19 protein-coding genes are annotated in these 20,285 nt (G+C 67.7%); 9 read left to right on the top strand and 10 right to left on the bottom strand.

The window, feature by feature from the left end; translation table 11 throughout:
* Positions 1-383: 383 nt before the first annotated feature.
* Positions 384-1,082: a MerR family transcriptional regulator gene (locus ACI766_RS08225; RefSeq protein WP_003143427.1), complete on the top strand. Its 699-nt coding sequence runs from the start codon at positions 384-386 to the stop codon at positions 1,080-1,082.
* A gap of 7 nt (positions 1,083-1,089) precedes the next feature.
* Here ACI766_RS08225 and ACI766_RS08230 read toward each other — a convergent pair whose 3' ends face one another.
* Positions 1,090-2,004: a LysR family transcriptional regulator gene (locus ACI766_RS08230; protein WP_003113148.1), complete on the bottom strand. Its 915-nt coding sequence runs from the start codon at positions 2,002-2,004 to the stop codon at positions 1,090-1,092.
* 88 nt (positions 2,005-2,092) lie between these two features.
* Between ACI766_RS08230 and ACI766_RS08235 the strand changes: the two genes are divergently transcribed.
* Positions 2,093-2,548, top strand: coding sequence for a DMT family transporter (locus ACI766_RS08235; RefSeq protein ID WP_003091697.1), 456 nt, complete (start codon positions 2,093-2,095; stop codon positions 2,546-2,548).
* Between the two features lie 230 nt (positions 2,549-2,778).
* Positions 2,779-4,857 (top strand): phosphocholine-specific phospholipase C, encoded by a 2,079-nt coding sequence (locus ACI766_RS08240; protein WP_003113149.1) that lies wholly within the window; start codon positions 2,779-2,781, stop codon positions 4,855-4,857.
* 57 nt (positions 4,858-4,914) lie between these two features.
* On the opposite strand, the gene ACI766_RS08245 is transcribed toward ACI766_RS08240, so the two are convergent.
* The 6 genes from ACI766_RS08245 to ACI766_RS08270 form a co-directional block, all read right to left on the bottom strand.
* Positions 4,915-5,415, bottom strand: a complete 501-nt coding sequence (locus ACI766_RS08245; RefSeq protein ID WP_003091690.1) for a hypothetical protein — start codon at positions 5,413-5,415, stop codon at positions 4,915-4,917.
* A 65-nt stretch (positions 5,416-5,480) separates the two neighbouring features.
* Positions 5,481-6,209: a hypothetical protein gene (locus tag ACI766_RS08250; RefSeq protein ID WP_003113151.1), complete on the bottom strand. Its 729-nt coding sequence runs from the start codon at positions 6,207-6,209 to the stop codon at positions 5,481-5,483.
* A 123-nt stretch (positions 6,210-6,332) separates the two neighbouring features.
* Positions 6,333-7,103, bottom strand: a complete 771-nt coding sequence (gene phnE / locus ACI766_RS08255; RefSeq protein WP_003091685.1) for a phosphonate ABC transporter, permease protein PhnE — start codon at positions 7,101-7,103, stop codon at positions 6,333-6,335.
* Positions 7,100-7,933, bottom strand: coding sequence for a PhnE/PtxC family ABC transporter permease (locus ACI766_RS08260; protein WP_412828495.1), 834 nt, complete (start codon positions 7,931-7,933; stop codon positions 7,100-7,102). The genes phnE and ACI766_RS08260 overlap by 4 nt, the downstream gene beginning before the upstream one ends.
* Complete coding sequence (locus ACI766_RS08265; RefSeq protein WP_003117585.1) at positions 7,927-8,730, bottom strand: phosphonate ABC transporter ATP-binding protein; 804 nt, start codon at positions 8,728-8,730, stop codon at positions 7,927-7,929. The genes ACI766_RS08260 and ACI766_RS08265 overlap by 7 nt, the downstream gene beginning before the upstream one ends.
* A complete protein-coding gene (locus ACI766_RS08270) occupies positions 8,727-9,584 on the bottom strand; it encodes a putative selenate ABC transporter substrate-binding protein (protein ID WP_003113155.1) in 858 nt (285 codons plus the stop codon). Before ACI766_RS08270 ends, ACI766_RS08265 begins: the two co-directional genes overlap by 4 nt.
* Positions 9,585-9,732: 148 nt before the next feature.
* On the opposite strand from ACI766_RS08270, the gene ACI766_RS08275 reads away from it, so the two are divergent.
* Positions 9,733-10,623: an NAD(P)-dependent oxidoreductase gene (locus tag ACI766_RS08275; protein WP_003113156.1), complete on the top strand. Its 891-nt coding sequence runs from the start codon at positions 9,733-9,735 to the stop codon at positions 10,621-10,623.
* A 3-nt stretch (positions 10,624-10,626) separates the two neighbouring features.
* Here ACI766_RS08275 and ACI766_RS08280 read toward each other — a convergent pair whose 3' ends face one another.
* On the bottom strand, positions 10,627-12,807 hold the full coding sequence (locus ACI766_RS08280) for a putative bifunctional diguanylate cyclase/phosphodiesterase (protein WP_277610295.1): 2,181 nt from the start codon (positions 12,805-12,807) through the stop codon (positions 10,627-10,629).
* A 326-nt stretch (positions 12,808-13,133) separates the two neighbouring features.
* Here ACI766_RS08280 and ACI766_RS08285 point away from each other — a divergent pair, with 326 nt between their 5' ends.
* On the top strand, positions 13,134-14,789 hold the full coding sequence (locus tag ACI766_RS08285) for a phosphoethanolamine transferase (protein ID WP_003091675.1): 1,656 nt from the start codon (positions 13,134-13,136) through the stop codon (positions 14,787-14,789).
* A 68-nt stretch (positions 14,790-14,857) separates the two neighbouring features.
* Here ACI766_RS08285 and ACI766_RS08290 read toward each other — a convergent pair whose 3' ends face one another.
* Entirely contained in the window at positions 14,858-15,313 is a 456-nt protein-coding gene (locus ACI766_RS08290) for a universal stress protein (RefSeq protein ID WP_003091672.1), read from the bottom strand.
* A gap of 282 nt (positions 15,314-15,595) precedes the next feature.
* Complete coding sequence (gene rapA / locus ACI766_RS08295; protein WP_003119658.1) at positions 15,596-18,448, bottom strand: RNA polymerase-associated protein RapA; 2,853 nt, start codon at positions 18,446-18,448, stop codon at positions 15,596-15,598.
* Positions 18,449-18,683: 235 nt separating this feature from the next.
* Between rapA and ACI766_RS08300 the strand changes: the two genes are divergently transcribed.
* From ACI766_RS08300 to ccoM, 4 genes are all read left to right on the top strand, one after another.
* Positions 18,684-18,992, top strand: coding sequence for a hypothetical protein (locus tag ACI766_RS08300; protein ID WP_003091664.1), 309 nt, complete (start codon positions 18,684-18,686; stop codon positions 18,990-18,992).
* A 53-nt stretch (positions 18,993-19,045) separates the two neighbouring features.
* The gene (locus ACI766_RS08305; protein WP_087823934.1) at positions 19,046-19,648 is read left to right on the top strand and encodes an alpha-ketoglutarate-dependent dioxygenase AlkB family protein; all 603 of its coding nucleotides are present in this window, start codon (positions 19,046-19,048) and stop codon (positions 19,646-19,648) included.
* Positions 19,645-19,806, top strand: coding sequence for a hypothetical protein (locus ACI766_RS08310; protein WP_003091659.1), 162 nt, complete (start codon positions 19,645-19,647; stop codon positions 19,804-19,806). The genes ACI766_RS08305 and ACI766_RS08310 overlap by 4 nt, the downstream gene beginning before the upstream one ends.
* A gap of 248 nt (positions 19,807-20,054) precedes the next feature.
* Complete coding sequence (ccoM, locus tag ACI766_RS08315; protein ID WP_003091657.1) at positions 20,055-20,168, top strand: cytochrome c oxidase subunit CcoM; 114 nt, start codon at positions 20,055-20,057, stop codon at positions 20,166-20,168.
* Positions 20,169-20,285 lie beyond the last annotated feature (117 nt).

A 20,285-nucleotide genomic window follows, 5' to 3' on the forward strand; every position in this document is an offset into this window, starting at 1 on the left:
ATGTCATGGTTGATGCTGGCCCATAAGCAGGCGTTGCGCCAGCCCTGGGAAGTCTCTTCACGCCGGTGTTACGGCACTTGCTACCGGCGCCGGAAGGCCCGGGGCAGAAGGCTCGGGACGTTTCCCCCGGGTTTTGGCGGTGGTGCCGGAGAAGCGGCTGACCGACGAGTCCAGTCTTTGGTTGGCGCCCGCGCATCCGGACGCCGGCAAAGAGCGTTGCGCCCCCGGAGGTTGTGGCCGTTCGGCGGGCCTCGTTATGATCCGCCTCCATGAGCACACCCCTGACCCTCCTGCAGCGCCTGCTGCAACGTGGCGAGCAGCCGTCCGCCGAGGATGCCCGCGAATACAGCGTCGACGAACTGGCTCGCGCGGCCGGCAGCAGCGTGCGCAACGTACGCGCCTACCAGGACCGCGGCCTGCTGCCGCCGCCGGAGCGGCGCGGCCGGGTCGGCGTGTATTTCGACAGTCATCTCAAGCGCCTGCGGCTGATCAGCCAGTTGCTCGAGCGCGGCTATTCCAGCGCCAACATCAAGGAACTGCTGGAAGCCTGGGAACAGGGCCGCGACCTCGACCATGTGCTCGGCCTGGACCAGGCGATCATCGGCGAGTGGAACCTGGAGACGCCCGGCAGCATCGGCTTCGACGAACTCCAGGCGATCTTCGGCGACGAACTGAACGACCGGGTGATCGACAAGGCCCAGGCGCTGGGCCTGCTGCTGTTCGACGGCGAGCGCATGAAGATCCCCAGTCCACGGCTGTTCCAGGCCGGGCTGGAACTGTACCGCAGCGGCATCCCGCTGGAGGCGCTGCTCGATCAACTCGGCGAGTTGCGCAGCGACACCGAGCATCTGGCGGCGGGAATCGTCCGCCTGATCGTCACCCACCTGGTGGACGGCCGCGGCACCGACCTGCTGCCCGGGGCGCCGGACCTGCAGGAGCTGGCCAAGGTGTTCCTGCGCCTGCGCCCGCTGGCGGAACACGTGGTCCAGGTGGAACTGGCGCGCGGCCTCAAGCTGTCGGCCAACGAAATGCTCGGCGAGCGTGTCGGCGAGATGCTGCGCAAGCTGGAAAAGCCTTCCTGACTCTTCTTCAGATCTTCCGCGCCGCCGCCTGGATCTGTTCCCGCAGCCAGGCGCCGGCCGCTTCGCGCTCGGCGTCGCCGCGCCAGATCTGCACATAGTCGAAGCGCGGGATCGCCAGCGGCGGCTCGCAGAGCGCCAGTTCCTCGGGTAGCCGCAACCTTTCGAGGGTGCGTTCGGCGATGGTCAGTACCAGGTCGGTGCCGGCCAGCAGCGCCGGGGCCACGGTGAAGTGCGGCAGGGTCAGCGCCACCTGCCGGCGCAGGCCGCGTTTTTCCAGGGCGCTGTCGACTTCCTCGGCCGGGTTGTCCTGTAGCGAGACGCGCACGTGGCGGGCCGCCAGGTAGCGGTCGAGGGACAGGCCGTCGGGGCGGTCGAACAGGCTGCGCCGACAGACGCAGACGAAACGCTCCTCGAACAGGCGCCTGGCGCGCACGCCCTCCGGAAGCAGGGGGAATACCCCCAGCGCGCAGTCCAGCTGTCCTTCGGCGACCTGGCGGGCGGTTTCCAGGCGCGGTTCCTGGACTATCCCGAAGCTCACCCCGGGCGCCAGCGCCTGTTGCTGGCGCAGCAGCGCCGGCAGCACCACCCAGGCGCCGTAGTCGGACATGCCCAGGCGGAAGTGGCGTCGGCTGCGCACCGGTTCGAAGGTCGGCCCGCCGATCACCCCGCGTACCTGGTCGAGGCTGGCCTGGAGCTTCGGCGCCAGCTCCAGCGCCAGGCTGGTCAACTGCATGCGGCTTTTCACCCGCACCAGCAGTGGATCGCCGAACAGTTCGCGGAGACGCCCGAGGGCGTGGCTGACCGCCGGCTGCGACATGGCCAGGCGCTGCGCCGCGCGGGACACGTGGCGCTCGCTGAGGAGCGCGTCGAGCACCACCAGCAGGTTGAGGTCGATACGGCGTAGGTCATGAATCTGCTGCATGGAAAGTGTACCAACTATCGATTTCCATTCGCGAAGTGGATAGCAAAAACTCTGCTCCAGAGGCAAGGGCCGGAGGAGGAGAATCAGCATGCCCAATTATCTGATGGTACTGATGGCAGTTTCGGTGGGCGGCATGGTGGTGCTGCAGGCCGGCAGCAACGCCTTGCTCGGGCGCCTGCTCGGCCATCCGCTGAGCGCCAGCCTGACTTCGCTGGGCGTCAGCCTCGGGGTGGTCAGCCTGGGCCTGCTGCTGGTGCGGGTGCCGCTGCCGGCTACCGCCAGCCTCGGCGGCGCGCCCTGGTGGAGCTGGCTCGGCGGGCTGTTCGGCGCGGCCTACCTGACGGTGGCGATCCTGGTCGCGCCGCGCCTGGGTGCCGCCACTTTCATCGCGTGCGTGGTGGCCGGGCAGATGCTGGTCTCGGCGCTCTGCGACCAGTTCGGCTGGGCCGGTTTCCCGGTGCGCCGGTTGTCCTGGGAGGGCTATCTCGGCCTGGCGCTGGTGGTGGCGGGGGTATTGCTCCTGCAATGGCGGGGAAGAGCGTGAGGAGAGTGCCGGCGAAGGCTGTCAAGTGGAATCTGGCCTAGACCAAAATCTTGATCTCAAATTGTGACGAAGTTGGCATGAATAGTTGTTGCAAAGCGTGTTGAAACCAAAGCGTCTTTTTCCCTCACTAGCGTCGTCGGGGTTCGAACAGCTTGCTGCCGAGTGAGCCTGCGGGCGTCATGGATGCGCTCGGCAGCCCTGTGCCACACCCTGACCTGGTGAGTCCCCCGATGATTTCGAAAAGCAGAAGAAGCTTCATCCGCCTGGCCGCCGGTACGGTCGGCGCCACCGTCGCCACCAGCATGCTGCCGTCGAGCATCCAGGCGGCCCTGGCGATTCCCGCGCACCGCCGGCATGGCAACCTCAAGGACGTCGAGCACGTGGTGATCCTGATGCAGGAGAACCGCTCCTTCGACCACTATTTCGGCACCCTCAAGGGCGTCCGCGGCTTCGGCGACCGCATGGCGATCCCGCTGCCCGATGGCCAGCGGGTCTGGCACCAGAAGGGCAGCAAGGGCGAGATCCTGCCCTACCACTTCGACACCAGCACCACCAGCGCCCAGCGCGTCGACGGCACCCCGCACACCTGGCCGGACGCCCAGCAGGCCTGGAACGAAGGGCGCATGGACAAGTGGCTGCCGGCCAAGACCGAGCGTTCCCTGGGCTACTACAAGGAGCAGGACATCGCCTTCCAGTTCGCGATGGCCAATGCCTTCACCATCTGCGACGCCTATCACTGCTCGTTCCAGGGCGGCACCAACCCCAACCGGCTGTTCCTCTGGACCGGCACCAACGACCCGCTCGGCCAGCACGGTGGTCCGGTAACCACCAACGACCACGACAGCAACGGCCCGGTGGAGCAGGGCTACACCTGGACCACCTATCCCGAGCGCCTGCAGGCTGCCGGCATCACCTGGCGGGTCTACCAGGACATGGCCGACAACTTCTCCGACAACCCGCTGATCGGCTTCCGCCAGTACCGCGCCGCGGCGCCTGACTCGCCGCTGATCGTCAACGGCCTGAGCACCTGGAAGCTCGATGCGCTGAAGCGCGACGTGCTGGCCAACAGCCTGCCGCAGGTGTCCTGGATCGTCGCCCCGGCCAAGTACTCCGAACACCCCGGCCCGTCCAGCCCGATCTGGGGGGCCGAGTACACTTCCTGGGTACTCGACGCGCTGACCGCCAACCCGGAGGTCTGGAGCAAGACCGCGCTGCTGGTGATGTTCGACGAGAACGACGGCTTCTTCGACCACGTCGCCCCGCCGGCCGCGCCGAGCCTGAACAAGGACGGCACGCTGCGCGGCAAGACCACCGCCGACGCCACCCTCGAATGGCACACCAAGGGCGATATCCGTTATCGCAACCAGCCCTACGGCCTCGGCCCGCGGGTGCCGATGTACGTGATCTCGCCGTGGAGCAAGGGCGGCTGGGTCAACTCCCAGGTGTTCGACCACACCTCGGTGATCCGCTTCCTGGAGCAGCGCTTCGGGGTCATGGAGCCGAATATCAGTCCCTGGCGTCGTGCCGTCTGCGGCGACCTGACCTCGGCGTTCAACTTCGCCAACCCGAACAACGAGCCGTTCCCCGAACTGCCCGACACCAGCCAGGCCGACGCCATCGTCGCCAGCCAGATCAAGCTGCCGAAGCCGAAGCCGCCGGCGGTGGCCGCCATGCCCAAGCAGGAAATGGGCATCCGTCCGGCCCGCGCCTTGCCCTACGAGCTGGGCGTGCATGCGCGCTACCGCAGCGGCGGAGATGCGCTGAGCCTGACCTTCGCCAACACCGGCAAGGCCGGCGCGGTGTTCCAGGTGTTCGACCTGCTCGACAGCGAGAACCCGCCGAAACGCTACACCGTCGGCGCGCGCAAGCGCCTGCACGACAGCTTCCAGGGCGACGCCAGCGGCGACTACCACCTGGAAGTGCACGGTCCGAACGGTTTCCTCCGGGTCTTTCGCGGCAACCTGCGGCGCGACCTGGCGGAGCGCAAGGCGCCGCTGCCGGAAGTGCGGATCGACTACGAGCCGCTGTTCGGCAACCTGCGCGTGCAACTGATCAACCGTGGCCGCCATCCGGTCAAGCTGACGGTCAAGGACAACGTCTATCGCCAGGGCGAGCGGCGTACCGTCAACGTGCCGCCGGGACAGCGCCGGGAAGTCCGCTATTCGCTGCGCAGCAGCGGCAACTGGTACGACTTCAGCGTCAGCGCGCAGGGGGCGGACAGCTTCCTGCGGCGTTTCAGCGGTCGCATGGAAGATGGTCGCTCCGGCTTCAGCGACCCGGGCATGGGCCTGGGCACGCTGACCTTCTGACCCGGACGGCCGCGCCGGCTCCCTGCAATGGGGCGGCCGGCGCGGACGGCCTGCGCCCTAGTCGAGGGGAACCGGGTAGAGGGTATTGAGGATCCACTTGCCGTCCTTCAGGACGAAACCGTACGAAATCTCCTTGGCCATGTACGTATCCCAGCGCGTGCAGACGCCCTGGCCGTCGGCCTGCTTGCAGGAGTAGGCATCGATCTTGCCCATGTGCAGCTTCTCCAGGGAAACCACCTGGAACTTGCTGTTGCCGCTGCAGGCCACCGGATTGTCGATGTATCCGTACTGGCGCCAGGCCGCGTCGTAGTTGCCTCTCGACTTGAACAGGGTCTTGTCTTTCTGCGACGAGCCGGACGGCGGCGTCATCCCGTAGATGTGCTGGGTCACGTGGCCGCCCATCGAGGTATTGCGCGTGGCGTCGGCGCTTTGCTGCACGCTGGTGATGTCGCGGCAGGCGGCGGCGTTGGCCGAGGAGGCCAGCAGCAGAAGGGCGGAGAAACCCAGGCCGGCGACGCACTGGCGTGCGTCGGGGCGGGGCAGTGAAAAGCGGTTCATCGGCGGCTCCTGTGAGATGGATTGCTTATGAAGGAACGCCGCCGCGCAGTTTTCGTGAAGATGCCTCAGTCGCGATAGCGTGGTGGCGGCGCGTAGCCGCCGCCGTTCCGGGCGTCGGCGGGAAATGCCTGCGGTCCGTCGGCCGGCGCCTCGCGACCGCTGGCCGGAGCGTCCAGCTCGAACAGGGCCACGCCGATCACGCCGAGGTTGCGGCTGTCGCCGGCCGCGCTGTTGCTGGCGTAGGCATCGTCGGGGCTGGCGAAGCGGAACGCCGCGACTTCCCGTTCGTTCTTGCGGAAGCCCTCGATCACCAGGCTCTCGCCCGGTTCCAGCACATAGCCGCGGTTCTTCAGGCTGCCCGGCTGGCCGTTGAGCACGTCCAGGCCGTCTACCGTGGCGACCACCTCGTAGGTCGCGCTGCCGAGGTTGTTCAGCCACAGTCGGTAGCGCTGGCCTTCACGACCCTGCAATTGCAGGGTGCTGCGGTGCTGCACGAGGTCGAACTTGCCGCCATCCTCGTCGAGTACGGCGAAGCCCACCCTGCCCTTGGCCAGGGGCAGTTCCTTGATGGCACGTCCATCGAAGCGGCTCGCGCTGTAGAACACCTGGCGGCGATCGACCGGTTGCTCCGATAGACGTCGCAGGGCCACCGAGGTGACCGGCGAGGCGACGCCTTCGCCCCATTGGGTGCCGAGCCGCTGCTCGGTCGGCGCGCCGGCCTGCTGTTGGGGCAGGCTGCAGCCGCCGAGGGCCAGCAGGCCCAGCAGTAATGCGGATAGCAGTGGTTTGCGCATGGTTCCTTCCTCTCCCTGGACACCTGGAGGCGGGGTGCCTCCCTGATGGCTCCGAGCACCGATGATGCCCGATCTTCGGCGGGCTTCGTAAATTTCCTCGAACGGGCGCGGCGGCGCGTCTTCCTATTGGCTGACCCAGCGCTGCCGCGCCCAGGCGCTCAGGCTGTCGACCCCGAGCACCAGGACCAGCATGGCCAGGATCACCGTGGCGGCCTGGGCCTGCTGGAACAGGCTCAGGCTGAAATAGAGCATCTGCCCGAGCCCGCCGGCACCGACGAAGCCGAGCACGCTGGCCATGCGGATATTGTTCTCCCAGCGGTACAGGGTATAGGCCACCAGTTGCGGCCAGACCCCCGGCAGGGTGCCATAGGCGAATGCCGCGAGGCGTCCGCTGCCGGCCAGGCGCAAGGCCTCGGCGGGCTGCGCCGGGGTGTTCTCCAGGGCTTCGGCGAACAGCCGGCCGAGCACGCCGCCGGTGTGCAGCGCCAGGGCGAGGGTCCCGGCGTTCGGCCCGAGCCCGGCCGCCAGCACCATCAGCGCGCCCCAGACCAGCTCCGGCACCGCGCGCAGCGCATTGAGCAGGAGTCGCGCCAGGCTCTGCGCCGGCACGCCGAAGCGACCTGCCGCCGGCAGCGCGAAGAGCAGGCCGAGCAGCGCCGCCAGCAGGGTGCCGATGGCCGACATGGCCAGGGTTTCCAGCAGCCCCCGGCCAATCGCCCGCAGGTGCGGAGCGGACAGGTCGGGCGGGAAGAACTCGCTGGCGTAGGCGGCCATCTGGCCCAGTCCCTTGCCGCTGAAAAGACCTGCGGTGTCCATGTCCAGATAGGCGAACGAGGCGCCCACCGCGGCCACCACCAGCAGCGGCCAGAGCAGCAGGCGCCAGGTCCGGCTCATGCCAGCCTCCCGCGCAGGAAGCGGCTCAGCAGGTCGGTGAGGAGGACCAGCAGGAGGAAGGTCAGCAGGATGCTGGCAACCTCGCCGCCGGCGAACATCCGCAGCGACAGGTCGATCTGCTGGCCGAGGCCGCCGGCGCCGACGAAGCCCATCACCACCGAAGCACGGATCGCGCACTCCCAGCGATAGACAGTGTAGGAAATCATTTCCCCGGCGGCGTTCGGCAGCACCCCGTAGGCGAACGCCGCCAGCCGCGATCCGCCGCCCAGCAGCAGGGCGCGGGTGGGGCGCGGATCCACCGACTCGAAGATTTCCGCGTAGACCTTGCCGAGCATGCCGGCATAGGTGATGGCGATGGCCAACACCCCGGCGGTGGGCCCCAGGCCCACGGCGCGGACGAACAGCAGCGCCCAGACGATTTCCGGCACGCTGCGCAGGAGGATCAGCAGGCCGCGCACCGGCCAGCGCAGTGCCCGTGCCCACCAGGCCGGCAGGCCGCCGCGCGGCAGTGCCGAAAGCGACAGGGCGCGGGTCGCCAGCAGTGCGGCGGGAAACGCCAGGAGCCAGGCCAGGGCCATGCCGGCGGTGGCGATGGCGAGGGTTTCCAGGGTGGCGCGGCCGAGCAGGGCGAGGAACCCGGGATCGTGTGCCGGCGGCCAGAAGCCGGCGAGGAAACCGCCCATGGTGCGCGCGTTGTCGCCGCTGAACAGGCCGGGGATATCCAGTTCGCTGAGGCGCAGCCCCGGCCAGAGCAGCAGCAACGCGGCCAGGGTCAGCAGCAGGCGCGGCAGGGCGGCGGGGTCGCGCGGCGGAGAAGCGGCGTTCAGCATCGTGGGATGTGCACCACGGCGGGTTCGCCGGCCGGGCTGGCGCGCTCGGCCTGCAGTTGTTCGTTGGCGTAGAGGGCGTCCAGCGCGGCGCGGTCGACTTCGCCGGCGGGCAGGTCGAAGGCGATGCGTCCGGCGCGCAGTCCGATCACCCGGGGGAAGTGTTGCAGCGCCAGGTCCACCGCGTGCAGGCTGGCCAGCAGGGTGCTGCCGCGCGCGGCGGCCTCGCGGTTGAGCAGGGCCAGGGTATGGCCGGCGAGCACCGGGTCCATGGCCGAGACCGGTTCGTCGGCGAGGATCAGCTCGGCGCGCTGGTAGAGCACCCGGGCGATGCCGACCCGCTGCAACTGGCCGCCGGAAAGCTGGTCGCAGCGCTGGAACAGCTTGTCGCCGAGATCCAGGCGTTGCAGTGCGTCGTGGGCGCCGGCGCGGTCCAGCGGATAGACCAGGCTGACCAGGCTCTTCCATAGCGGCCACTGGCCGAGGCGCCCGGCCAGTACCGCGCTGACCACCCGCTGCCGTGGCGGCAGCGGCGGTGCCTGGTGGACCAGGCCGATGCGCGCGCGCAGGCGTTGGCGGGCGGCGGCGGATAGCGCCCAGGGCTCCTCGCCGAGCAGTTCGACACGGCCGACGCTGGGCCGCCATTGGCTGGCGAGCACCCGCAGCAGGCTGGTCTTGCCGGCGCCGGAAGGTCCGATCAGGGCCACCCGTTCGCCAGCGGCCAGGCGCAGGCGGATGTCGGCAAGGGCGCGTTGGCCGTCGGCGTGGACCAGGTCCACGCCGTCGAGGCTCAGGCTCACTTCAGCAGGCCGGCGGCGCGTGCGGACTCCTCGATGCCCTTGTAGTTGTCCGGATTGGTCTCGATGAAGCGGCTGGCGGCCTGCAGGTCGAGGATCTCCTTGTCGGCCGGTTTCGCCGGGTCGAGGGCGAGGAAGGCCTGCTTGATCTTCTCGGCCAGGGCCGGGTCGAGGTTGCCGCGCACGGTCCAGTTGTAGTCGTAGTAGGTCGGCGTGGTGGCGAAGACCTTGACCTTGGCGGTATCGACCTTGCCGCTGTCCACCAGCTTCTGCCAGACCGAGGCGTTCAGCACGCCGGCGTCGACCTTGCCGGCCTGGACCCAGGCTACGGTGGCGTCGTGGGCGCCGGAGTAGGCGACGCGGGAGAAGAACTGCTCGGGGACGATGCCGTCCTTCTGCATGAAGTAGCGCGGCATCAGGCTGCCCGAGGTGGAGGAGACCGAGCCGAAGGCGAAGGTCTTGCCCTTCAGGTCCTGCAGGGATTTCACCTGGGGATCGGCCGTGATGAATTTGCTGGTGAACTGCTGGTCCTGCTCGCGCTGCACCAGGGGAATGGCGTTGCCGGTCTTCAGCCGCGCCTGGACGAAGGTGAAGCCGCCCAGCCAGGCCATGTCCAGGCGGTCGGCGGCCAGCGCCTCGACCACCCCGGCGTAGTCGGCCACCGGGACGAACTTCACCGGCATGCCGAGTTGCTTCTCCAGATAGGCGCCGAGCGGCTTGAATTTGCGCAGTAGCTCGGTGGGCGCCTCGTCGGGGATCGCCGAGACCTTGAGTTCTTTCAGGGTTTCGGCGTGGGCGAGCGCGGCGGACAGGGACAGGGCGATGCCGGCGGCGAGCGCCAGGGAGCGTTTCAACATGGGAGAGTTCTCCGGTTCAATGGCGGAAAAAACCCGGGGAGTATAGTGGTGCGCGGCCCGCTTGGGCAGCCGTCGCGGCGTTGCTCGCCGGCGCCTCGCGGGTAATATGGCGCTCCCCGTGCCCATTCGCTGCGTATTGGAGTTCGCCATGTCCGCTTCCCTGCCTTCCCTTGCCTTCGCCGGTCTCGGCCTGATGGGCGTGCCCATGTGCCGCCGGCTGCTGGCCGCCGGCTATCCGCTGGCGGTGTGGAACCGTTCGCCGGGCAAACGCGAGTTGCTCGCGGCCGAGGGCGCGAAAGCCGTCGAGGTCCCGGCCGAACTGGCCGCCGACGCGGAAATCCTGATGCTTTGCCTGGCCGATACCGCGGCGGTGCGCGAAGTGGTGTTCGGCGCCGGCGGCATCGTCGAGAACGCCAGGCCCGGGCAGTTGCTGGTGGATTTCTCCAGCGCCGAGCCGGCCGCCACCCGCGAGATGGCCGCCGAGCTGGAGGCGCGCTGCGGCGTGCGCTGGGTCGACGCGCCGGTCTCCGGCGGCACGCCGGGCGCGGAAAGCGGCAGCCTGGCGATCATGGCCGGCGGACGCGCAGCGGATATCGAACGCCTGCGGCCGGTCCTCTCCCGGCTTGGCCAGCGCCTGACGCGCATGGGCGAGGTGGGCGCCGGGCAGGTGACCAAGGTCTGCAACCAGATGATCGTTGCCTGCAACGCCCTGGTGATCGCCGAAGTGGTGGCGCTGGCGGAGCGGGCCGGGGTCGACGCCAGCCTGGTCGCTCCGGCGCTGGCGGGCGGCTTCGCCGACTCGAAGCCGTTGCAGATCCTCGCCCCGCAAATGGCCGAGAGCCGTTACGAGCCGGTCAAGTGGCACGTACGGACCCTGCTCAAGGATCTCGATACCGCGGTGAAGCTGTCCCGCGAGCAAGGCGCGGCCACCCCGATGAGCGGGTTGGCCGCGCAGTTGATGCGTCTGCACGGCAGCCAGGGCTATCTCGAACGCGATCCGGCGACCCTGGTGGAGCAATACCGGACCGCCGTCGAGTGAACCTCAGGCCTGGTTCAGGCTGCGCAGCGGCGGCGCGGCGTCGAAGCGGTAGGCGCGGAGGAACTCTTCCAGGGCCGCCAGCGGCAGCGGCCGGCTGAACAGGTAGCCCTGCACCAGCTCGCAATGGTTCTCCCGCAGGAACGCCAGTTGCTGCGGAGTCTCCACGCCCTCGGCGACGACTTTCAGATGGAGCTTCTGGGCCATCGCGATGATCGCCTGGGCGATTTCCATGTCCCGCTGCGAGGCGGGGATGTCCATGATGAACGAGCGATCCACCTTCAGCGCGTCCAGCGGCAGGCGCCGCAGGTAGGCGAGCGACGAATAGCCGGTGCCGAAGTCGTCGATCGACAGGCTGACGCCCAGCTCGCGGAGGCGTTCGAGCAGCGGGATGGTCTGGTCGATGTTGTACATCAGCGCGTCCTCGGTCACCTCCAGTTCGAGGAAGCACGCCGCCAGCCCGGCCTGCTCCAGCGCATGACGGACTTCGTCGACCAGGCTGGCCCGGCCGAGATTGCTGGCGCAGCAGTTGACCGCCACCCGCAGCCGTTCGTGGCCGGCCAGGTGCAGGCTGCGCAGGTCGCGGCAGGCGCGTCGCAGCACCCAGTCGTCGAGCTGGTCGATCATGCCGTTGGCTTCGGCCAGGCCGATGAAGCGGTCCGGACCGAGCAGGCCCTGGGTCGGATGGCGCCAGCGCACCAATGCTTCCAACTGGTGTACCTCGCCGTCGGCGAGGGCGAGGATCGGCTGGTAGTGCAGCTCCAGTTGGTCGTCGCGCAGGGCCTGGCGCAGTTCCTCCTCCATCTGCAGTTCCTGGGTCGCCCGCACCAGCAGTTGCCGGCTGAAGAACTGCGCGTTGTTGCGCCCGCAGGCCTTGGACTGGTGCAGGGCCAGGCCGGCGTTCTTCAGCAGCTCCTCGCACTGCTCGCCGTCGTTCGGGTAGAGGCTGACGCCGACACTGGCGGTCATCACCAGGGTGCGCCCGTCCAGGGCGATGGGTTCCTTCATCTTCTGCATCAGGCGTTGCGAGAGGATGTGCGCCTCGTGGTCCTGGGTGAGGTCGGCGAGCACGCAGAACTCGTCGCCGGCGAAGCGCGCCACCACGTCGCTATCGCGCAACACGCTGCGGATGCGTTCGGAGACGATCTTCAGCAGTTGGTCGCCAGAGTCGTGGCCGAGGGAATCGTTGATCCGCTTGAAGTGATCGAGGTCGAGGAACATCACCGCCAGGCCCTTGCCTCTCAGGCGACAGTTCTCCAGGTGCTGGACGAACACTTCGTTGAATGCCGTGCGGTTCTGCAGGCCGGTCAGGCTGTCGTAGCGAGCCATCTGGCGCAGCGAGGCGTGGGCGTGGTCGAGCTGGTTGAGCAGGGCGTTGACCCGGCTGTTTTCGCTGAGCCGGCGCTCCCGTTGTTTCTCCGACCATGCGGCCCAGATGCCGCAGGCGGCGATGGCGCTGGCGAGTACTCCGGTGAGCCAGCCCAGGCGCAGCGAGTCGGCGCTGGCTTGCAGTTCCAGCGGCGTGCCGGCGGGTACGCTGAGCACCAGCGCGGCCATCCCGGTGAAATGCATGGCGGCGATGGCGCCGGCCAGCAGCAGGCTGGCGATCAGTTTCATGTAGCGGTAGCGCGCGCTGCGCCGGCCGCGCAGGTAGGGGACCGCGGCGAGGGCGGTGAAGGCGGCGCCGATGGCGATCAGTACCGAAAGGGCGAACAGCGATGGCTGGTAGTACTGGGTGGCCACCGAGCGCATCGCCGCCATCCCGGTGTAGTGCATGGCAGCGATGCCCAGGCCGATGCAGCAGGCGGCGAGCAGGCAGGGCAGCAGGCCGAAGCGCGGGCGGGCGGTCATGTTCATCGCCAGGTACGAGGCGGCGACGGCGATCAGCAGCGACAGGCCGGTGATCGGCAGGTCGTAGCGCAGGGCGATCGGCGCGTGGAACGCGAGCATGGCGACGAAATGCGTGGCCCAGATGCCGCTGCCCAGGCAGAACGCCCCGATCCATTGCCAGAGGCGCGGGTGGCTCAGGCTGTTGCCGACCCGCTCGACCATGTCCAGTGCCGTGTACCCGGCGAGGCAGGCGACGAGGAAGGCGAGCGCCACCAGCGACGGCGAATAGGTGCAGTTCTGCAGCACGTAGCCGTCGACGGGAGACTCTCCGAGGAAGCGCAGGCCTTGCCAATCCATAGCGGTGTCTCCCTGGACACGGAAAACCCGCGGACGGCGCGGGTGCGGGCTGGGGGTGGCATTGTGCTTCCAGTATAGATAGCGGGAGCCACCTGCAAGGTCGGCATGGAAGGAAGTCGCTGGCCGCCGACATACGGCCGGTTTCGGCATTTTCCCGGGGAGAAAAGGCATAGCTGAGCTTGTTCCGGCTCCCTCGCCACGGGCATGATCGCTGCGCCCGCGAGGGCTCGCGAGGCTTCACGAAATTTTGACCAGGCGCCCGATAGAGTTCGGGCGCCCCGCCACGGGGGGTGGCGGCGGTCCGTTACGTTTCAGGAGTTGCTTCAATGGGTGGGGGTATCAAGCGTTTCTTGCCGGCTATCGGTTCGACCCGGCTGGTGATGCTGTTCGCGCTGGTTCTGGTGGTGTTCTACAACGCGGCGACCTGGAAGGCCCTGCATGGCCTGGTGCCGCTGCAAGGCTTGAAGGGCTTCGCGTTCTTCGCCTCGTTCGCGGCGTTCCTGTGGGCCGCCTTCACGCTCCTGCTGACCCTGGTTTCCTTCCGCCCGCTGCTCAAGCCGGCCTTGACCCTGGTCGCCCTGTGCTCGGCCGGCGCGACCTACTTCATGGGCAGCTACGGCATCAGCATCGACACGGTGATGGTGCAGAACGTCTTCGAGACCAACGCCACCGAGGCCGGCGACCTGGTCAACCCGACCCTGCTCGGCTATCTGCTGTTGCTCGGTGTCCTGCCTTCGCTGCTGATCTGGCTCTGGCCGGTACGCTACCGGCCGTTCTTCCGCGGCCTGCTGAACAAGATCCTGACGCTGCTCGGCTGCCTGCTGATCGTCGCGGTAATGGTAGGCAGCTTCTATTCCACCTACGCCCCGATCTTCCGCGAGGAAGACAAGCTGACCCACTTCATCAACCCGACCAACTACATCTACGCGGTGGGCAAGTACGCCAAGCAGCGCCTGGTGATCAAGGAACACCTGGTGGTCGAGCCGATCGGCCTGGACGCCCGCCAGGCGCCGGCTGCGCTGCAGCGACAGAAGAAATCGCTGCTGGTGTTCGTGGTCGGCGAGACCGCCCGTGCCGATCATTTCTCGCTGAACGGCTACGCTCGCGAGACCAACCCGGAGCTGAGCAAGCAGGACATCGTCAACTTCACCCAGGTCCGTTCCTGCGGCACTTCCACCGCGGTCTCGGTGCCCTGCATGTTCTCCCAGTACCCGCGCGAGGACTACAGCGACAAGAAGGCCAAGACCCACGAAGGCCTGCTGGACATTCTCCAGCGTGCCGGCGTGCAGGTGTTGTGGCTGGAGAACAACAGCGACTGCAAGGGCACCTGCCTGCGGGTGCCCAACCGGGACATCCCGAAGACCCAGCCGAGTCCGTTCTGCGACGGCAAGAACTGCCTGGACGAGTCGCTGCTGGTAGGCCTGCAGGAGTACATCGACGGCCTGCAGGACGACGCCATCATCGTCCTGCACTCCGATGGCAGCCACGGTCCCGAGTACTACGAGCGCTACCCGAAGGAGATGGAGCGCTTCCAGCCGGTATGCCGGACCAACCAGCTCGGCAGTTGCAGCAAGGAAGAGCTGGTGAACGTCTACGACAACACCATCCTCTATACCGACCACTTCCTGACGAAGGTGATCGAATTGCTCAAGCGGAATGCCGACAAGCGCGATACGGCGATGATCTACGTGTCCGACCACGGCGAGTCGCTGGGCGAGAATGGCGTCTACCTGCACGCGGCGCCCTATTCGATCGCGCCCCAGGCGCAGATCCACGTGCCGATGGTCATGTGGTTCGCCCCGCAGGCGCTGGGCAACTGGGGCATCCAGCGCAGTTGCCTGGACGGCAAGCGCGACGACAAGGACCTGAGCCACGACAACCTGTTCCACTCGGTGCTCGGCCTGCTGGACGTACAGACTTCGCTGTACCAGCCGGCGCTGGACATCTTCGCCAGTTGCCGCGCGCCCAGGGCAGCCCAGTGAGCGACGGGGGCTGAAAGAAAAAAGGCCGTGGAGGATTCCCCCCACGGCCTTTTTCGTCGGCTTTCGCCTTATTTGTCGCGGACCAGCAGGACCGGACGCGAAGCCACGCGGATCAGGCCTTCCGCCACGCTGCCGAGCATCAGGCGGCGCATGCCGCGACGACCATGGGTGCCCATGACCACCACGTCGGCATCGCTGGCCTGGGCCTCGAGCTCGATGCGCTCGGCGATTTCCTCGCTGGCGCGCTCCTGGCAGACGCGATCGAAGGTGGCGCCTTCGACGTTGCTCGCCTCGACCTTCTCGCGGGCCTTGGCCAGGACATCATCGGCGGCTTTCAGCGCGGCTTCGCGCAGCGGCTCGGGGTTGTAGTACACCGCGTAGTCGGGAAGGTGGCGCAGCGGGCTGTCGACGATGGTGATGACGCGCAGCTTGCCGCCGCTGAGGCCGGCCAGCTTGATGGCCTCTTCCAGGGCGCGGTCGGAGACCGGGCTGCCGTCCACGGCTACCAGAATGCGATCGTACATAAGGTGTCCCTCCAGAGTGAGTGTCCGCCCGCCGGGCGTTCTTGAAACTTCAAGGACACTGTAGATCCTCGCGGCCGGCGGACCTTTGCCGGAGGTCAATAAGTCGCAGGGCGATCGTCGCGATTCCGCTGCGACGCCTGGCTCGCGGCCCGGCGGGGGCCGGGGAACGGGGCGAACGGTCGCCGCGCGGCCATTCGCCGTTGTGGCCTTCGCTGGAAATGAAATGAAAGAAGCCATGGGGGATGCCCATGGCTTCTCGTTTCGCGCAGCCGTTGCCGGGCGTCAGCCGGCGACCAGGATGCGGATCGCCTCGAGGCGCAGGGAGGCCTTGTCGAGCAGGGCCAGGCCTTCCTCGCGCTGGGTGCGCAGGCTGTCCAGCTCGCTGTCGCGGACGCTCGGGTTGACCGCCTTGAGCGCGGTCAGGCGCGCCAGTTCCTCGTCCATGGCGGCGGCGAACTGCTGCTTGGCCCTGGCCACGCGTTCCTCGTGGCGCGGGACGATCTTGCCCTCGGCCACGTCGAACTGCTTGGCCAGCACGTCGCGCTGGGCCTGGACGAACTTGTTGGCGCTGACCCGTGGCACGCTTTCCAACTGGTCGTTGAGGGTTTCCAGGGATACCCGGCCGGCCAGGTCGTTGCCGTTGGCGTCGAGCAGGCAGCGCAGGGCCTGCGGCGGCAGCCAGCGGCCGAGCTGGAGGGCGCGCGGTGCCACGGCCTCGCTGACGAACAGGAGTTCGAGCAGCACGGTGCCGGGCTTCAGCGCCTTGTTCTTGATCAGCGCCACCGAGGTGTTGCCCATCGAGCCGGACAGCACCAGGTCCATGCCGCCCTGAACCATCGGATGTTCCCAGGTGAGGAACTGCATGTCCTCGCGGGCCAGCGCCTGGGCACGGTCGTAGGTGATGGTCACGCCTTCGTCGTCGCCGAGGGGGAAGCCGGCGTCGAGCATCTTCTCGCTTGGCTTGAGGATCAGGGCATTTTCCGAATGGTCTTCGCTGTGGATGCCGTAGGCGTCGAACAGGCGCTCCATGTAGATCGGCAGGGCGAAGTCGTCGTCCTGTTCCTCGATGGCCTCCACCAGCGCCTCGCCTTCGCCGGCGCCGCCGGAGTTCAGCTCGAGCAGGCGGTCGCGACCGCTGTGCAGCTCCGCTTCGAGGGCTTCGCGACGGGCGCGGCCTTCGGCGAGCAGCGCGTCCCAGGCCTTGTCCTCGCCGCCGTCGAGCAGCGGCAGCAGGCGCGGGCCGAACTCGTGTTGCAGGGCGTTGCCGGTGGGGCAGGTATTGAGGAAGGCGTTCAGCGCCTGGTGGTACCACTGGAACAGGCGCTGCTGGGCGCTGTTCTCCAGGTGCGGTACGTGCAACTGGATGGTGTGTCGCTGGCCGATCCGGTCGAGGCGGCCGATGCGCTGCTCGAGCAGGTCCGGGTGGGCCGGCAGGTCGAACAGCACCAGATGGTGGGCGAACTGGAAGTTGCGGCCTTCGCTGCCGATTTCCGAGCAGATCAGCACCTGGGCGCCGAACTCTTCGTCGGCGAAGTAGGCGGCGGCGCGGTCGCGCTCGAGAATGCTCATGCCTTCGTGGAACACCGTGGCGGAGATGCCCGAACGCAGGCGCAGGGCGTCTTCCAGGTCGAGGGCCGTCTCGGCGTGGGCACAGATGACCAGGACCTTGAACTGCTTGAGCATCTTCAGGGTATCGATCAGCCACTCGACGCGCGGGTCGAAGCGCCACCAGCGGTTGTTGTCGTCGCCGTCTTCCCACTGCTGCTGGAAATTCACTTCCGGATACAGGTCCGGGTGTTCGCCGGCCGGCAATTCCTCGTACTGGCTCGGCATCGGCAACGGATAGGCGTGCAGTTCGCGCTGGGGGAAGCCCTGCACGGCGGCACGGGTGTTGCGGAACAGCACGCGACCGGTGCCGTGGCGGTCGAGCAGCTCGCGGACCAGGCGCGAGCGAGCTTCTTCATCGCCGCCCTCGACGCTGGCCAGCAGCTCGTCGCCCTCGCTGCCGAGGAAGCCGTGGATGGCCTTGCGCGCGCCGGCGGAAAGACTGCCGTGGTCGAGCAGTTCCTGCACCGCTTCGGCGACCGGGCGATATTGCTCGCTCTCCCGGCGGAACGCTTCGAGGTCGTGGAAACGATTCGGATCGAGCAGGCGCAGGCGCGCGAAGTGGCTGTCCTGGCCGAGTTGCTCCGGGGTCGCGGTGAGCAACAGGACGCCGGGAATGATCTCCGCCAGTTGCTCGACCAGCGCGTATTCGGCGCTGACCTGGTCCTGGTGCCAGACCAGGTGGTGGGCTTCGTCGACCACCAGCAGGTCCCAGCCGGCGGCGAACAGGGCGTCCTGGGCGCGTTCGTCTTCCTTCAGCCACTCCAGGGCGACCAGGGCCAACTGGGTGTCCTCGAAGGGATTGCTGGCATCGCTTTCGGCGAAGCGCTCCTTGTCGAACAGGGCCACCTGCAGGTTGAAGCGCCGGCGCATCTCCACCAACCACTGGTGCTGGAGGTTTTCCGGGACCAGGATCAGCACCCGCCCGGCGCGGCCGGAGAGCAACTGGCGATGGATGATCAGGCCGGCCTCGATGGTCTTGCCCAGGCCCACTTCGTCGGCCAGCAGGACGCGCGGCGCCATGCGGTCGGCGACTTCGCGGGCGATGTGCAACTGGTGGGCGATCGGCTGGGCGCGGGCGCCGCCGAGGCCCCAGAGCGAGGACTGGAGCAGTTGGCTGCGGCGTTCGAGAGTGTGGTAGCGCAGGGAGAACCAGGGCAGGGGATCGATCTGTCCGGCGAACAGACGGTCGCTGGCGAGGCGGAACTGGATGAAGTTGGAGAGCTGGGTTTCCGGCAGGGTGCGCTGCTCGTTCTGCGCGGTGAGGCCGTGGTACACCAATAGGCCTTCGCTTTCCTCGACCTCGCGGACGGTCATCTTCCAGCCTTCGAAGTGCGTCACTTCATCGCCGGGGGCGAAGCGCACGCGGGTCAGCGGCGCATTGCGCAAGGCGTATTGGCGGGTATCGCCGGTCGCCGGATAGAGCACGGTGAGCAGGCGGCCATCCTGGGCCAGGATGGTCCCCAGGCCCAATTCCGCTTCACTGTCGCTGATCCAGCGTTGCCCCGGTTGATACTGCGCCATGTCCACCTCCCAAAAAAGCCGGGTATGGTACCGCAACGCGTGGCGTTGAGCGACGCTTGGCGATGGATTGCGTGTTGCGCCACGGCTTCGTCGGAGAGCCGTCCGTCGGTACGGGAGCGACCGCCTGGCGGCTGGTTCTCAAGTCGAGCGGCGGGTCGACCGATAACCCTTGTAGAACAACGCCGCAAACCGGCACGCTGCGAGAACCCATGACGCGGCACTACCCAGAGAGGTTGCCTGCATGCTTCCGCCGATCCCCCAGGGCCTGATCCCGGTCACCGTCCAGCAGGACCCGCCCAAGCCCCGTCCGGCCACGCCGCCGGTCGCGCCGACCCAGGCTGGCGCGGGCAGCGATGGCGTCGCCTTGCGCCAGGAGCGCGACGAGGAAAGCTGGCTGGAAGAGGAATACCGCCGTCGCCAGCGCCGCCAGGGCGGCGAGGCGCACGCGCGGAGCGACGAGGGGGACGAGGCGCCGGCTGACGAGGCGGGGGAGAGCGCCCAGGCGGACGAGCTGCCGCGCAAGGGACAATTGATCGACATCGAAGTGTAACCCTGGTTTTCCAGGCTTCAGCAGCGGCCTTGCGGCGTAGTAACCTGCGGCCCATGGACCTGTTCGCCGACGCACCCCTGACCCTGCCGGACGCCGACCTGCGCTATCTCCCGCATTGGCTGGATGCGCCGCTGGCGAGCGCCTGGCTGTTGCGCCTGGAACAGGAAACGCCCTGGGAACAGCCGATCCTGCGCATCCATGGCGAGGAGCATCCGACCCCGCGCCTGGTGGCCTGGTACGGCGACCCTGACGCCGCCTACCGTTATTCCGGCCAGGTCCACCGGCCGCTGCCATGGACCGCGTTGCTCGGCGAGATCCGCGAGCGCGTGGAGCGCGAGGTCGGCCAGCGGCTCAACGGCGTGCTGCTGAACTACTACCGCGACGGCCAGGACTCCATGGGCTGGCACAGCGACGACGAGCCAGAGCTGCGCCGCGATCCGCTGGTCGCCTCGCTCAGTCTCGGCGGCAGCCGCCGCTTCGACCTGCGGCGCAAGGGCCAGACCCGCATCGCCCACTCTCTGGAACTGACCCATGGCAGCCTGCTGGTCATGCGCGGCGCAACCCAGCATCATTGGCAACATCAGGTGGCGAAGACCCGCCGCTCCTGCATGCCCCGTTTGAACCTGACCTTCCGCCTGGTGTACCCCCAGCCATGAACGACGACGACAAGGTGATCGACCTCAGCGCCGAGCGCGACAAGCGCATCCACGACGTGCACGAGAAGCGCCTGCAGGAGGTCCGCAAGGCCTTCGAACAGGTGTTGCCGCTGGGCAAGCCGCGGAAGAAGCCGAAAGGCAAGCCGAAGAAGCGCTGAAGCCTCCGCCGCCGCGTTCGCCGGCGGCGCATTCCTGCGGGCAACGTGCGGCGATCGGGCAGGTTTTTCCCGGTTATCTGCGGCGTCCGACCGCATTCTCCCTCCTGCGAAACTTGACCTGGGTCAGTGTCATGCACCTGGCCGAAAAAGCCCGTCCGGGCGATTGATCCAGGTCAATATTGCGCCGCCGCGCCTCGCTAATCTGAGCCCATCGAGCAACACCCAACCGGCAACTGGAGGCCATCAACATGTTCATCGACGAAGTGGTTCTCGCAGGGATTCTTACAGTAGGCCTCATGGTCGCTTTCTTCGGTGGGGTCGGTTACTTCATCTGGAAGGATTCCCATAGCCGCAAAGGCTGATCCTCCCGGATACACAGAGCACGCAAGGCACTTAGGGCGACTTCGGTCGCCCGTTTTTTTTGCGCCTGGAAAAACACCGGCGCAGCGATCGGGATACTACGAATGTCGCTGGACGAT

Source organism: Pseudomonas sp. DL (assembly GCF_047199225.1).
GTDB lineage: Bacteria > Pseudomonadota > Gammaproteobacteria > Pseudomonadales > Pseudomonadaceae > Pseudomonas > Pseudomonas aeruginosa.